Source organism: Paraburkholderia sp. HP33-1 (genome assembly GCF_021390595.1).
Lineage (GTDB): Bacteria > Pseudomonadota > Gammaproteobacteria > Burkholderiales > Burkholderiaceae > Paraburkholderia.
Genome location: NZ_JAJEJR010000002.1, coordinates 1,124,595 through 1,137,551 on the forward strand (window position 1 = coordinate 1,124,595; position 12,957 = coordinate 1,137,551).

The following is a 12,957-nucleotide window of genomic DNA, read 5'->3' on the forward strand; positions in this document are numbered from 1 at the left end:
GAGGCGCTCGCGCATCCTCGCGGTTATTTCTAACCGGCCCGCCCTGGGCCGCGGTGGCTTCAGCCCGCGCCGGCCGCTTGCGCCGGGTGCCGCGTGGCCTGCGCGCCCGTCGCCGCGTGACATGCCTCGATCATCGCCCGGAACGTCGGCGACGCGTGCAGCTCGCCGGCCGCATCGAGCTCGATGCTGGTTTCCGGCGTCTCGCCGACGCCGACGCCGACCACGAGCGTCGCGCGCGGCCGCCACTCGCGCGTGCGTCGCAGCATGTTGCGCAGATACGCGGGCGATTCGGGCGCGTCGAGCGACACGATGCAGATGATCGACGCGTCCTTGAAACTCGGCTCGTCGGCGTGCGCGCTGCGATAGCCCGAGTGCGTCGCCATCAGCGGCGAGAAGCCCTGGCGGTTCAGCAGTTGCACGGCGATCGCGGTCGTCACTTCGTCGAACGCGCCGCGGCCGGGCACGCACAGCACCGCCGCCTTGCCCGCTTCGTCCGACGGTCGCGAGCGTGTGAACAGGTCGCTGCCGGAGCGCTGCGCGCTACCCGCGTCCGGTGACCCCAGATCCGACGCCGGGGTGAGCAGCGCGCTACCCGCGTCCGCTGGTCCGCCAGGCGACAGCGTATCGCGCAGCCCTTCGGCGATTTCGAGGTTCTCGACGATATCGACGAGCGCGTCGTTGATCCGCTGCAACTGGTTGGGCATCAGCACGCCGCGCAGTGCGTCGTTGCGCGCGAGTTGCAGGCCTTCGAGCGCGACCTTGTCGTAGTAGTCGATCAGCGACATCTCGCGCAACAGCCGCTCGGCCTGCACGATTGCCTCGTCCGGATCGTCGGCGAGCAGGCGCTGATAGAAGGTCTGCGCGGGCGTCAGCGCGGGTTGATCGCCGAGCAGCACGGTCAGGAAGTTGAGCCGGTCCGCGTAGCGCCCGAGCGTGACGACGCACAGCGTGAGCGGCGTCGACAGCACGAGGCCGATCGGCCCCCACAGCCAGCTCCAGAAAATCGCCGCGACGACCACCGCGAGCGGCGATAGGCCCGAGCGATGACCGTACAACAGCGGCTCGGCGATCTGTCCGGCGACTACGTCGACGACGATGAACAGGATCAGCGTGAGGACGGCCATGGTCCATTGCGGCTGGATCGCGGCAGCGAGCAAAAACGCGAGGATCGCCGCGATCCAGATGCCGATGTACGGCACGAAGCGCAGCAGCGCGGCCATCACGCCGAACAGCAGCGCGCCGGGCACGCCGATGATCGCGAGCCCGATCGCGATGATGCCGCCCACGCTCAGGTTCACGCCGAGCTGCGCAACGAAATAGCGGGACAGGCGCCCGGCGGCGTCGTCGATCGCGGTGGTCGTGCGGTGCAGGTCGCGCGAGCCGAACAGGCTGATCAGACGATCGCGCAAATCCTCGCGCTGCAACAGAATGAAGATCGTCACGACGAGCACGATGAAGGTCGTCTCGATCGGCGCGATGGCCGGCGACAGCGCGCGCTGCGCGAGCTGCACCGGCGTCGGCGCGGGCTCGTGCACCTCGACCTGTTGCGGCACCTGCGGCGCATTGCGCGCGGCGCGGCCGGTCGGGTGCGGCGGAGCGGGTCGCGATGGCGCCATGCGCTGCAGCGCGGTGGCCGCGCTGGACATCAACGAATCGGCGCGGCCGACGGTCTTTTCCTGCACCGTTTCAATCTTCTGCTCGATCGCTTCCTGATACTGCGGCAGAGCGTTCGCGAGCTGCACGAGTTGCGCGCCGATCAGCGCGCCGACTGCGAGCAGAGAGGCGAGCGCGAACAGCACCGCGATGAAGATCGACGGCAACTGGCCCATGTGCAAGCGCCGCAACATTTGCACGAGCGGCGCGAGCAGGAAACTCAGCAGCACCGACAACGTGATCGGAATGAGTACCTCCCGGCCAAAGTACAGCGCGCACACGACTACGACGCCGGTGATCAGCGACACGAGCCCATGCAGGCCCGGCGTGCCCGGCGGGTAAACGCGGTTCGGCCGTCCTTGCGGCGGTGGCAGCGATATTTTCATGTGAAGAGAATTCTGGTTGGGATGTGTTGACGGCCGAGCGGAGCACAGATGGTCAGCAAGAGGCATGCCGGAATTGTAGGCGCTTTGGAGGATCAGTCGTGACACAGCGGACATTGCGTAATAACATTGTGTTGACTTCGGCTCTTGCTGGGCATAATATTGTTATTACATTAGGTCGGTGAATTCTATGAGAACGACGATTCGCAGAATGGGTAACTCGCAGGGTGTGCTAATCCCGAAGCCAGTGCTTGCCCAATTGGGACTGGAGAACGAGGTGGAAATGGAGATTGAGAACGACGCGATCGTCCTGCGACGCCCCAAACACAGGGCGCGCGAAGGCTGGGCGGAGGCAAGCAAAGCTCTCACGGAAAGCGGCGATGACGCCTTGGTAATGGGTGAATTTCCGAACGCTGACGACGCGGAACTGGCATGGTAGTGCGCGGAGAAGTTTGGTTGGTCGCGCTCGATCCAACGCTGGGCAGTGAGATTCAAAAGACGCGGCCTTGTGTAGTGATTTCGCCGCCTGAAATGCATGACCACTTGCGGACAGTCATCGTAGCCCCCATGACCTCAAAGGGACGTCCGGCACCGTTTCGAGTACCGGTCACGTTCAAGCGCAAACATGGCTTGATCCTTATGGATCAGATTCGCGCGGTCGACAAGCTGCGCCTGGTCAAGAAAGAAGGCTCAGTGGCCGACAATACGTTGTTGGACAGTCTGCGGACCTTGCAGGAAGTCTTTGCGGAATAGGCAAACAGAGATGTCGGTCACGCACGCTAGCCCACATGCACCCGCAGCATCTCCAGCAACCGCGAACTCACATACAGCAACAAGCCGATAAACCCGCCGACGATCGTCCCATTGATCCGGATGTACTGCAGATCCTTGCCGATATTCATCTCGACCTGCCGCGACATTTCGTGCGCATCCCAGTTCTTGACGGTGTCGCTGATATGGCGCGTGAGGAACTGCGCGAAGTCCGGCGCCATCGCGCGCGCCGCTTCCTCGAGGTGATCGTTCAGCGATTGCCGCAGCGCCGGATCGCGCGCGAGTTCGCGGCCCACCCACGCGCCCATCGCGGCGACACGCGCATGCAGCGTCGATTCGGCGCTGTTCAGATCGCGCTTGAGCCAGGCTCGCAGGTCGCCCCACATATCCTTCACGTAGCCGCTGAACGCCTCGCCTTCGACCAGATAACGCTTGAGCGCTTCGCCTTGCTGCAGAAAAACCGGATCGGTCTTCAGCCGCACGATCAGCTTCTGCACCACCCGGTCGAACTTGTCGCGCAACTCGTGTGTAGGGTTCTCCGCGATCTGTTCGAGCATACGGTTCGCGGCGCTCGCGATCGCTTCGGCGCCCTTGTCGCCGAGCCACGCTGACGGCAGAAACTTCTCCATCGTCGGATACTCGCTCTTCACCCAATCGACGATGCGAGCGGCGATGAACTCACGCGCCGGCGCCTCGCGCAGCACGGCGATCACCTGATCGATCGCGGTGTCGAGCAGTTCCTGATGACGGCCGTCGCGCGTCAGCGTGTCGAGAATCGCGCCGAGCGATTGCGACAGATCGACTTTCGCGAGCAGATCGCGCAACGCGTCCTTGATGAAGCTCTGGATGCGCGCGTCGTCGGCCACGTCGAGGATGCCGCCGGTGAGCCGCACCACGTAGTCGCCGAGGCGGGCGGTGTTGGCGGGCTCGCTGAGCCACACGGTGATGGTCCGCGCCGGATCATGCCGGCGGATCAGACCGACCAGCGACGGCACGTCGAGAAACTTGTCCTGCACGAAGTGCGCGAGGTTGTCGGCGATCTTGTGCTTGTTGCGCGGGATGATCGCGGTGTGGGCGGAGACGACCGGAATCGGCACACGGCGAAACAGCGCGGCGACCGCGAACCAGTCGGCGAGTGCGCCGACCATCGCGGCCTCGGCGACGGCCTTGATGCCGTCGACCCACAGGCCGCGCGGCAGGAACGCAGTGACGACGAAAACGCAGGCGGCCGCGGCGAGCAGCAGTAAAGGCGTGCGCTTGGCCTTCTTCAGTTCGGTGGTTTTGTCCATCGGCGCGGTTGATCCTGTCGGGCGGCGGCTGAAGGGGGCAGGGTTCAGGCGGTTCGGTTGCAATGATGCGATACGGCCTGCGCGCGCGTCCAGCCTGGATACTCGCGAGCGCAATACGCGCGAGCGCAATACGCGCCGGCGCTTCGGCAAGGTAACATTCCCGGTTGGGCTTCTCGTTGAACCCACCGCAATACGCGCAACGCAATCGCAATGGAGGCACAGTGATCAGGTTTCTGCACACCGCGGACTGGCAGATCGGCACGCAATTCGGCCAGTTCGAGCCGGACGAGGCCGCGCATCTCGCGCAAGCGCGCTTCGACACGGTACGCCGTATCGCCGAAGAAGCGAGCGCGCGCAACGTCGACGCGGTGCTCGTCGCGGGCGACGTTTTCGATCTGCAGACGGTGTCGGATACCGTGATCCGGCGTCTGTTCGCCGCGCTGCAAGCGTTTTCCGGACCGTGGATCATGTTGCCGGGCAATCACGATGCGGCGCTCGTCGAAAGCGTGTGGACCCGCGCGCAGCGGCTCAATTGCGTCGTGCCGAACGTGCGCCTCGTGCTGGAACCTGGCGTCGTGCTGCTTGACGCGTGCCGCTGCGCGCTGCTGTGCGCGCCGCTCATGCAGCGCATCACCTACGACGACACGACCACGTTCTTCGACACCACCGACACGCCACCCGGCTATCACCGCGTGGGGCTCGCGCATGGCAGCGTCGGCGGGATTCTGCAGGAGGGCATCGATTCGTCGAATCCGATCGCGCCGACGCGCGCCGCGAACGCGCGGCTCGACTATCTGGCGCTAGGCGACTGGCACGGTCATCTGCGCGTCGATGAACGCACCTGGTACGCGGGCACACACGAGCAGGACCGTTTTCGTGCGAACGAACCGGGTTTCGTGCTCGACGTCACCATCAGCGAGCCGGGCGCGGTGCCGCAGGTCGACGCGGTGCGGGTCGGGCAATATCGGTGGCATCGTTGGGATGAGACGATCTCGGTGCCGACCGACGTCGACGCGTTGAAAGCCCGCCTCGCCGTCCTCGCCGCGAATGACGTGCTGCGCATCGAGGTTGACGGCACGGCGGCGCTCGCCGATGCCGAAGCGCTGCATGTCGGGGTCGAAGAGGCCCGCGCCCGCGTGCGCGCGTTGCGTGCCGATCTCGCCGCCCTACACGTGCTCCCCACCGCCGACGATCTCGCCGAACTCGGCGCGCAAAGCGGCTATCTCGCGAAGGTGGTCGCGCGGCTGCGCGGCTTGCAGGAAGACGCGCAAGCCGATCCGCATCAGGCTCGGCGCGCGGCGGAGGCATTGCTGCTGCTCGCACGTTTTCAGCGCGAACAGCGGCAACGCGATTCGACTGCCGCTCCACCCGCGCAGGCGCGCGAGCGGCAACAACCTGAACTGCCGCGCGAAGGAGCCTGCGCATGAAGCTGCAACGTATCGCGATTCAGGAATTCAGGCAGTTCAGCGGGCAGCTCGTGATCGACGATCTGCAGCCCGGCCTCAATCTGTTCATCGGCCCGAACGAGGCAGGCAAGAGCACGATCGCCGAGGCGGTGCGCACGGTGTTTCTCGAACGCTACAAGGCGTCGCATCTGAAGGATCTGTTGCCGTGGGGGCTCGCGAGCGGGCAGCCGTCGGTCGAGGTCAGCTTCGAGCTCGATGGTGTGGCGTGCCGTCTGGCGAAGCAGTTCGTGTCACGCCAGCGCTGCGAGCTGAGGATCGGCCAGGCCGTGTATAGCGAGGACGAGGCCGAAGACAAGCTCGCCGCACTACTCGGATTCTCGCGCGCGGCGCGCGGGCCGATGAAAGCGGAGAACGCCGGCGTGCCGGGTCTGTTATGGGTGCAGCAGGGCGGCACGCAGGAGATGCGTGATTCGACCGGGCACGCGGCCCAGTATCTGCGCGACGCGCTGACGCAACTGTCGGGCGGTCGTGAGTCGGGCGGCGAGGATGCGCTGATTGCAGCCGTGCAGCGCGAACTGCGGCAACTGTTGACCGCGCGCACGCAGAAATCGACCGGGCCGCTCGCCGAGGCCGAGCAGAAGCTCGCCGCGCTGAGTGCGAGCCGCGACGAGCTGCAACAGCAGCGCCAGCAGTTCGACGACAACATCGCGCGCCTCGCCACGCAACAACAGGCGTTCGACGACGCCGCGCGCAGGCGTCCGTGGGAGCTTCACGAGCAGAAGGCTGCGCTTGCGCAACAGCGCGCCGCGGCGGTCGAGCAACTCGAACGGGGTCTCGAAGGGCTCGGACAGTCACTGAAGGTCGGCGAGGCCGAACTCGCGTTGTCGGTGGCGCAGGAGCAGGGCGCGCTCGAACTGGAAGCTGCCATCGCGCGCGAACGCGAGCTGCTCGACGTGGCGCGCGCTGAGGTCGCGGCTGCACAAACCGCGCATGCGCAGGCGCAAAGCCGCGTCGTGCAATGCGAGCAGGCGTCGGCCGAGGCGAACCGCGCGCTCGAACTCGCGAACGCGGCCGTGACCGCCGCCGACCTGCGCAGCCAGGTGGATTTCTATCGGACGGAGAGTCAGCGGCTCGAAGCGTCGATCGTCGAGGCGGACAAGGCGAACGCGGCGGTGTTGCACGCCGCGCGCGAGGCGGCGGCGCTCGAACTCGACGACGCGCAGTTAAAGCGCCTCGTCGCGCTCGACGGCGAATTGACCGTACTGCGGGCGCGAACCGAAGCGGCGATGACGCGCATCGAGTATCGCTTGAACGGCAAGTTGAGCGTCGGCGATCAGACGATCAGCGGGACTGGCGTGCTGCGCGTCGACGAAGAGAAGCGCATCGGCCTCGGCGAGCTGGGCGAATTGCGTGTGATTCCGGGCGTCTCCGACCTGTCCGCGCAGGTTTCGGAGCTGGCCTCGCTCGCAGCGAAGCACGCGCAGTTGCTGCGCACGCTCGGCGTCGAGTCGGTGGGCGATGCGCAGGCGCGTCACGAGCAATGGAAAACGCTGGTCGCGCAACAGAAGAGCCAGGCCAGGATTCTCGAGGTGCATGCGCCGCAAGGCATCGACGCGTTGCGGGCGGCGCTGGCATCGACGGCGGCGCGTTTGCAGGCGTCGAGCGAGCGCCTCGGGAGCCTGCCCGACGTGTCCGCGGCGGCGCCGCTCGACGACGCGCGCCGCAACGCCGACATTGCGCGCGACGCGTTGGAGGCCGCGCGCAAAGTGCTCGCGCAGGCTGCTGGCGCGCAATCGACCGGCGTCGCGAAGGCCGATTCGCTCGCGGCGCAACTGCAGCGCAAGGAAGCGCAGCTGAACGACGACGCGTTTCGGCGCAACCGCGCGCAGTGGCAGGCGCACATCGTCGAGCAGCGCGTGAAGGTCGACGCGTTGAAGAACCAGCGCGGTGAGCGCGAGCGCGAACTCGGCGCGGCCCGCCTCGATGATCCCGTGGCGGAGGCCAAGCGCTATCGCGCATCGGCGGAACTCGCGCGCAGCGAGCAGCACGAGCGTCAACTGCGGATCGCGGAGCTGCGTAGTCAGCTCGAAACGATGGGCGCATCGGGCCTCGGCGAACGGCTTGCCGCGCTCGAAGCGCAGGTCGAGCAGGCCATGCGTCGCAAGGACGAACTGAGCATGCGCGCAAGCGCACTGAGTCTGCTCGACGAAGTGCTGGTCGATGAACGCGACGCCGCGCTCGCGCAGTTGCGCGCGCCGCTGACCGAGCGGCTCGGTCACTATCTGAAGCGGATTTTTCCGCAGTCGAGCCTCGCGCTTGGCGACGATTTGATTCCGGCGATGCTCGATCGCGACGGCCGCGCGGAACTGCTCGACGCGCTCAGCTTCGGCACGCGCGAACAACTCGGCATCCTGACGCGGCTCGCGTACGCGGATCTGCTGCAGGCCTCAGGCCGCCCGACCCTGCTGATGCTCGACGACGCGGCGGTACACACCGATGCCGCGCGCCGCGATGCGCTCAAGCGCGCGTTGATCGATGCGGCGACGCGGCATCAGATCCTCGTGTTCACGTGTCATCCGGAGTTGTGGGACGACCTCGGGGTCAGGCAGCGGGCGGTGGAGGATCTGAAGGTGGCGTGAGCGGGGCGCTTACTCGTACCAGCGTGGTGTGTACACCCACTGCACACCCCTATCGCCGCATGAGAAGCTTCTCGTCAGCGACGATCCGACGATCACCATCGTGCGCATATCCACGTCGGCCGAGCGAAGCTCGCCGAGCGTCAGCGTGCGCAGCGTGCCGCCGGGCCGGCCGATGTCACGCCCCAGCACCACCTGGGTCGATGGCGCTCGATACTCCCGCACGATGTCGAGCGCCTTGTCGAGTTGCCAAGGACGCGCGCGCGAAATCGGGTTGTAGAACGCCATCACGAGGTCGGCTTGCGCCGCATGGCGCAGGCGGGTTTCGATGATCGTCCACGGCTTCAGGTTGTCCGACAGCGACAGCATGCAGAAGTCGTGGCCGAGCGGCGCGCCGGCCTGCGCGGCGGTCGCGAGCGCGGCCGACACGCCCGGCACGATCGATAGTTCGACGGCGGCCCATGCTTCGTTATGCGACTCTTCGAGCGCTTCGAGCGCGGCGGCCGCCATCGCGAACACGCCGGGGTCGCCCGACGACACCATCACGACCGAGCGGCCTTCGCTCGCGAGTTCGAACGCGTGCCGCGCGCGCTGCATTTCCACGCGATTGTCGGTGCCGTGCACGCGTTGATCGGGGCGCAACGGGCCGGCCATTTTGACGTAGGTGTCGTAGCCGAGGATGTCGGTCGCTTCGTTCAACGCGGTGCGCGCGGCTGGGACCATCAGCGCGGCGTCGCCGGGGCCGAGGCCGATTACCGTCAGACGTCCGCGCGCCCGGCCGATCGTCGCGGGGTCGATGGCGAGCGGGGAGAGGGCGAGCGCGACGCTGGTGTGTGCGTCACCGGCCAGCGTTTCGTGGGGGACGCGAAGCGCGGCGTGCAGCAACGCCGCGGCGCCCGGTTCGCCATGTTCGGCGCTGGCATCGGCGAAGCGCAGCGGCACGTCGAGAAGCGTTGCCGCTTGTGCGAGCGCCGTGTCGGCCATGCTTGCCGATGGCGCGAGCAAGGCCGCCAGCGAAAGCGGGGCGAGACCGTGCGCGTTCAGTGCCGCGCGCACGCGCGCAACGATCGCGTCGGCGGCATCGGCATCCGCGCCCGCATACTCGCTGACCACGGCCGCCACGACACAGCGCGGATGAATGACGAGCTCGTCTTTACCCCCATCCCATGCGCGCGGCGTCACACGAATCGCGAGACGCGCCGACTCCGAGCGCGGCAGTTGCGCATCGTCGAGCCACGGTGCGTCGCCTTCGATGCGCGTGCTTTCGCCCGCGAGCAGATCCGACACGAAGCGCTTGCCCTGGCCCAGGTCGGCGAGCGCATAGCCATCGGGCGGATTGAGCACGCAGGTGCCGAAGCGCAATTCACCGCTCGTCGTGATCGCGGGTTGCACGCTCAACGCGGCAGCGATGTCGCGCGCCATCACGTTGACGCCCGCGAGGCCGCCGAGCAGCGGCACGACCGCGCTGCCGTCCTCGGCGACCGCGAGCACGGGTGGTTCGGCGCCTTTGTTCGACATCAGCGGCGCGAGGCAGCGGATCACGATGCCGGCCGCGCAGAGCGCGACGATCGGCGTGCCGCGTGCATACAGCTCACGCAGATGCGCGCCGAGCTCGGTATACGAAACATCGGCCTCGACGCGGCCCTGTAACGCGTGGACCTGGCAATCCGCAGCGACGTGAGGCTCGGCATGCGCGCCACGTTCGGCATACAGCGCCTGAATCCGTCGCGCGGTGGCGAGCGCACCCGCGCCGAGAATCACAATGGCGGGCGCGTTCATCCTTGCCATTTTTGCCCCGGCACGACCAGCAGCGAGAAATACGGCGAAGCCATCGGATCGACTTCGGCGAGCGGCACGATCCGCTGACTGCGCATCGTCGCGCGTTCGACGTACAGCGCGCGCTGCGCGAGTCCGAGTTCGTCGAGCACACGCCGCACCTTGTCGAAGTTGCGGCCGAGCTTCATGATGACCGCGGCGTCCGCATCGGCGAGACGCCGGCGCAGTTCGTCCTCGGGAAGCACGCCCGACAGCACCGACAAGCTCTGGTTGCGATACACGAGCGGCGCGCCGAGCACGGCCGTGCCGCCGAGCATTGAGCACACGCCCGGCACCACTTCACTGTCGTAGCGCGCGGCGAGCCGGTCGTGCAGATACATGTACGAGCCGTAGAAGAACGGATCGCCCTCGCAGATCACGGCGACGTCGCGACCCGCGTCGAGATGGCTCGCGACGATTTCGGCGGCGGTGTCGTAGAAGTCCGCGATGATCGCTTCGTACGACAGCGGCGGTTCGAGCGCTTCGGTCGTGACCGGATAGACGAGTGGCAGATGCTGCTGCGCGTCGTGCAGATGCGCTTCGATGATGCCGAACGCGTTGCCTTTCTTGCCCTTCGCAACGAAATAAGCAACCACCGGCGCGGCTTTCAGCAGTCGCAGCGCCTTCACCGTGATCAGCTCAGGATCGCCGGGGCCGACGCCGATGCCGTACAACCGACCGCGACTGGTTAGCGGGTTCGCCATTTATTCGACCTCCGTCGCGAGCGCGTTGACTGCGGCGGCGGCCATCGCGCTGCCGCCGCGCCGTCCGTGCACGACCACGTAGGGCACGCCGCGGCTGTCTTGCGCAAGTGCCGCTTTCGATTCCGCCGCGCCGACGAAGCCGACCGGAAAGCCGAGAATCAGCGCGGGTTTCGGCGCTCCCGCGTCAAGCATGTCGAGCAGATGAAACAGGGCGGTCGGCGCATTGCCGATCACGACGACGCTGCCCGCCAGATGCGGACGCCACAATTCGAGTGCGGCGGCCGAGCGCGTGTTGCCGAGCTCGCGCGCGAGCTCGGGCACGTCCGTATGCGTGAGCGTGCAGATCACTTCGTTGTTCGCGGGCAGCCGCGCGCGCGTGATGCCCTGCGCGACCATGCCCGCGTCGCACAGGATCGGCGCGCCTTGCGCGAGCGCGGTGCGGCCGGCGCTGCCGGCACCGTGGGAGAACGCGAGGTCTTCGATCACGTCGACCATGCCGCACGCGTGGATCACGCGCACCGCGAGTTTTTCGAGGTCGGCGGGGATGCGCGCGAGGTCGGCCTCCGCGCGGATCGTCGCGAACGATTGGCGATAGATCTCCTGACCGTCGCGAATGTAATCAAGCATGAGGGGTACTCCGGGCGAGGCGCGCAAGCAGTGCGGCGGCCTCGTCGATCGTCAGTTGGGGCGCGACGCATTGGCCGAAGCCGGGGCGGCCGTCGCGTCGATAAAGGTCGTAAAGGCCGGGCGCGGCGGCGAGCAGCGTGTAGGGCGCGCAATGCGCGGCCGCGCACGAGCGCGGGCAACCCGTCAGATGCACGTCGAGCCCGGCAGGTAAGCGCTCGGCCAGTTGCAGCGCGTCGGTCTTGGTGTCGGCGAGGCCCTTCGCGCAGCCGGCCGATCCGGCGCATGCGATCACGTGCGTGATGGCCTGCGCGGGATCGCAGGCGAGGCCGAGCGCGATCAGTTTCGCGAGCACGACGGGCGCGGCCTGCGTCGCGACGTCGGGCAGCAGCACGCTTTGCCACGGCGTTGCGTGCAGCATGCCGTTGCCGTGCCTTTGCGCGAGCTCGGCAAGGCGGCGCAGCGTCGCCGCGTCGATCCGGCCGAGCGGCGGCTGGCCGCCGACGTGCGATGTGCCGTCGCCGCGCTGCGCGTGCGCGCCGAGCCGCAGCGACGCGTCGGCGGTGATGTGTCGTCGCCAATGGCTCAGCGACGCGTCGCGCGCGAGCGGAAAATCGACGTAGCGTTGCGCGTGTTGCAGCAGCGCATCGGCGCAGTGCGTGGCGAGCAGGTCGCGCATGCGGGTTGCGTCGGCGGCGGCAAGGTCAAGGAACGTGTGCAACAGCGCGCGCACGAGCGCGGGCACGCGCGACGGCGGCACGGCCGCGAGCGCGCCCGTGCCGTTGACGTTCGCGCCGGCGGAAACCGGGCTTCCCGCGAGGCCGAACACGAAGCGCACGCCTCTTTCGTCGGGCGACGCCGCGAGCCACACGTCATGCGGATGATCGACTCGCGCGAGCTGTTCGCCGCCATCAAGCAGCAGCGCGAATTTCGGCGACAACGCCGCGAAGCGCGCGTCGCTTTGCAGCAGCGCGAGCAATTCTCCGCACAGCGGCGTCGTGTCGATCAGCGCGTGCGGATCGCGGCCGGCGGCGGGGCTGATCATCACGTTGCGGACGTCGTCGGCGGAACTGAGCGCTGAAGCGGGCCCGAGCCCCGCGCGAATCAGCGCCGCGCTCAACGCCGCTTCGTGTCCGCTACGCACGCCGCGCAGTTGCAGGTTCGCGCGATTGGTCAGCTCGGCGACGCCGTTCGCGTGCCGGGTGCTCGCATCGGCGATCGCGCGTGCCTGCGCTGCGCTCAGCACGCCGCCGGGCAGTTTGATGCGGCAGATGCCGCCGTCGCGCGCAGGGACGATGCGCAGCAGCCCCGGACACGCCGAGGACCGCGGTGTCGTGACCGCGTGGGACAAAACGGGGGGAGGCGAAGCTCGATTCAAGAGGGCACCGGGTTTAGCGTCGCGCGACGGCATGGCTGCGGCCTCGCTGCATGCTGCCCGATAGGGGCCGGCGTGAACCATGCGGCCGGAACAGCGCTTCGGGCTGACCGTGGGCAATGAAAGCGGCCATTATATCTTTACGCTGTGGCCGCAGCGCCTGTTTGTCGGCCATCGCGCGATGCAGCGGGCCGCACGGCGGCGGTATCATGCGGACTTTCGCAAACCGCCGTCCGAGCCCGCGCGCAGCCGCGTGCATGACGCGGCGCGGCGCAAAACGCTAAAGAACCGACGCAATTGA

At 67.5% G+C, this 12,957-nt stretch carries 11 protein-coding genes; 5 read left to right on the forward strand and 6 right to left on the reverse strand.

Annotated features, from left to right (window positions below):
• Nucleotides 1-59: 59 nt before the first annotated feature.
• A complete protein-coding gene (locus L0U81_RS21100) occupies nucleotides 60-2,039 on the reverse strand; it encodes an AI-2E family transporter (RefSeq protein WP_233805453.1) in 1,980 nt (659 codons plus the stop codon).
• A gap of 187 nt (nucleotides 2,040-2,226) precedes the next feature.
• Here L0U81_RS21100 and L0U81_RS21105 point away from each other — a divergent pair, with 187 nt between their 5' ends.
• Nucleotides 2,227-2,475 (forward strand): AbrB/MazE/SpoVT family DNA-binding domain-containing protein, encoded by a 249-nt coding sequence (locus L0U81_RS21105; RefSeq protein ID WP_233805454.1) that lies wholly within the window; start codon nucleotides 2,227-2,229, stop codon nucleotides 2,473-2,475.
• Complete coding sequence (locus tag L0U81_RS21110; RefSeq protein ID WP_233805455.1) at nucleotides 2,469-2,789, forward strand: type II toxin-antitoxin system PemK/MazF family toxin; 321 nt, start codon at nucleotides 2,469-2,471, stop codon at nucleotides 2,787-2,789. Before L0U81_RS21105 ends, L0U81_RS21110 begins: the two co-directional genes overlap by 7 nt.
• Nucleotides 2,790-2,815: 26 nt before the next feature.
• Here the strand turns inward: L0U81_RS21110 and L0U81_RS21115 are convergent, their stop codons facing one another.
• Nucleotides 2,816-4,096 (reverse strand): DUF445 domain-containing protein, encoded by a 1,281-nt coding sequence (locus tag L0U81_RS21115; protein ID WP_233805456.1) that lies wholly within the window; start codon nucleotides 4,094-4,096, stop codon nucleotides 2,816-2,818.
• Nucleotides 4,097-4,317: 221 nt separating this feature from the next.
• On the opposite strand from L0U81_RS21115, the gene L0U81_RS21120 reads away from it, so the two are divergent.
• Nucleotides 4,318-5,523, forward strand: coding sequence for a metallophosphoesterase family protein (locus L0U81_RS21120; protein WP_233805457.1), 1,206 nt, complete (start codon nucleotides 4,318-4,320; stop codon nucleotides 5,521-5,523).
• Entirely contained in the window at nucleotides 5,520-8,141 is a 2,622-nt protein-coding gene (locus L0U81_RS21125) for an AAA family ATPase (RefSeq protein ID WP_233805458.1), read from the forward strand. Before L0U81_RS21120 ends, L0U81_RS21125 begins: the two co-directional genes overlap by 4 nt.
• A 9-nt stretch (nucleotides 8,142-8,150) precedes the next feature.
• Here the strand turns inward: L0U81_RS21125 and cobJ are convergent, their stop codons facing one another.
• The 4 genes from cobJ to cobG are packed head-to-tail and all read right to left on the reverse strand — an operon-like array spanning nucleotide 8,151 to nucleotide 12,692.
• Nucleotides 8,151-9,917, reverse strand: a complete 1,767-nt coding sequence (gene cobJ, locus L0U81_RS21130) for a precorrin-3B C(17)-methyltransferase (protein ID WP_233807873.1) — start codon at nucleotides 9,915-9,917, stop codon at nucleotides 8,151-8,153.
• Nucleotides 9,914-10,657: a precorrin-2 C(20)-methyltransferase gene (locus L0U81_RS21135; RefSeq protein WP_233805459.1), complete on the reverse strand. Its 744-nt coding sequence runs from the start codon at nucleotides 10,655-10,657 to the stop codon at nucleotides 9,914-9,916. The genes cobJ and L0U81_RS21135 overlap by 4 nt, the downstream gene beginning before the upstream one ends.
• A complete protein-coding gene (locus L0U81_RS21140) occupies nucleotides 10,658-11,284 on the reverse strand; it encodes a precorrin-8X methylmutase (protein WP_233805460.1) in 627 nt (208 codons plus the stop codon).
• Nucleotides 11,277-12,692: a precorrin-3B synthase gene (gene cobG, locus L0U81_RS21145; RefSeq protein WP_326489845.1), complete on the reverse strand. Its 1,416-nt coding sequence runs from the start codon at nucleotides 12,690-12,692 to the stop codon at nucleotides 11,277-11,279. Before cobG ends, L0U81_RS21140 begins: the two co-directional genes overlap by 8 nt.
• 46 nt (nucleotides 12,693-12,738) lie before the next feature.
• Here cobG and L0U81_RS21150 point away from each other — a divergent pair, with 46 nt between their 5' ends.
• Complete coding sequence (locus L0U81_RS21150; RefSeq protein WP_233805461.1) at nucleotides 12,739-12,957, forward strand: hypothetical protein; 219 nt, start codon at nucleotides 12,739-12,741, stop codon at nucleotides 12,955-12,957.

Coding starts and splice junctions, on each gene's coding strand:
- L0U81_RS21125 (WP_233805458.1), top strand. CDS start 5,520: ATGAAGCTGCAACGTATCGCGATTCAGGAATTCAGGCAGTTCAGCGGG.
- cobJ (WP_233807873.1), bottom strand. CDS start 9,917: ATGAACGCGCCCGCCATTGTGATTCTCGGCGCGGGTGCGCTCGCCACC.
- L0U81_RS21115 (WP_233805456.1), bottom strand. CDS start 4,096: ATGGACAAAACCACCGAACTGAAGAAGGCCAAGCGCACGCCTTTACTG.
- L0U81_RS21110 (WP_233805455.1), top strand. CDS start 2,469: ATGGTAGTGCGCGGAGAAGTTTGGTTGGTCGCGCTCGATCCAACGCTG.
- L0U81_RS21135 (WP_233805459.1), bottom strand. CDS start 10,657: ATGGCGAACCCGCTAACCAGTCGCGGTCGGTTGTACGGCATCGGCGTC.
- cobG (WP_326489845.1), bottom strand. CDS start 12,692: ATGCCGTCGCGCGACGCTAAACCCGGTGCCCTCTTGAATCGAGCTTCG.
- L0U81_RS21140 (WP_233805460.1), bottom strand. CDS start 11,284: ATGCTTGATTACATTCGCGACGGTCAGGAGATCTATCGCCAATCGTTC.
- L0U81_RS21100 (WP_233805453.1), bottom strand. CDS start 2,039: ATGAAAATATCGCTGCCACCGCCGCAAGGACGGCCGAACCGCGTTTAC.
- L0U81_RS21150 (WP_233805461.1), top strand. CDS start 12,739: ATGCGGCCGGAACAGCGCTTCGGGCTGACCGTGGGCAATGAAAGCGGC.
- L0U81_RS21105 (WP_233805454.1), top strand. CDS start 2,227: ATGAGAACGACGATTCGCAGAATGGGTAACTCGCAGGGTGTGCTAATC.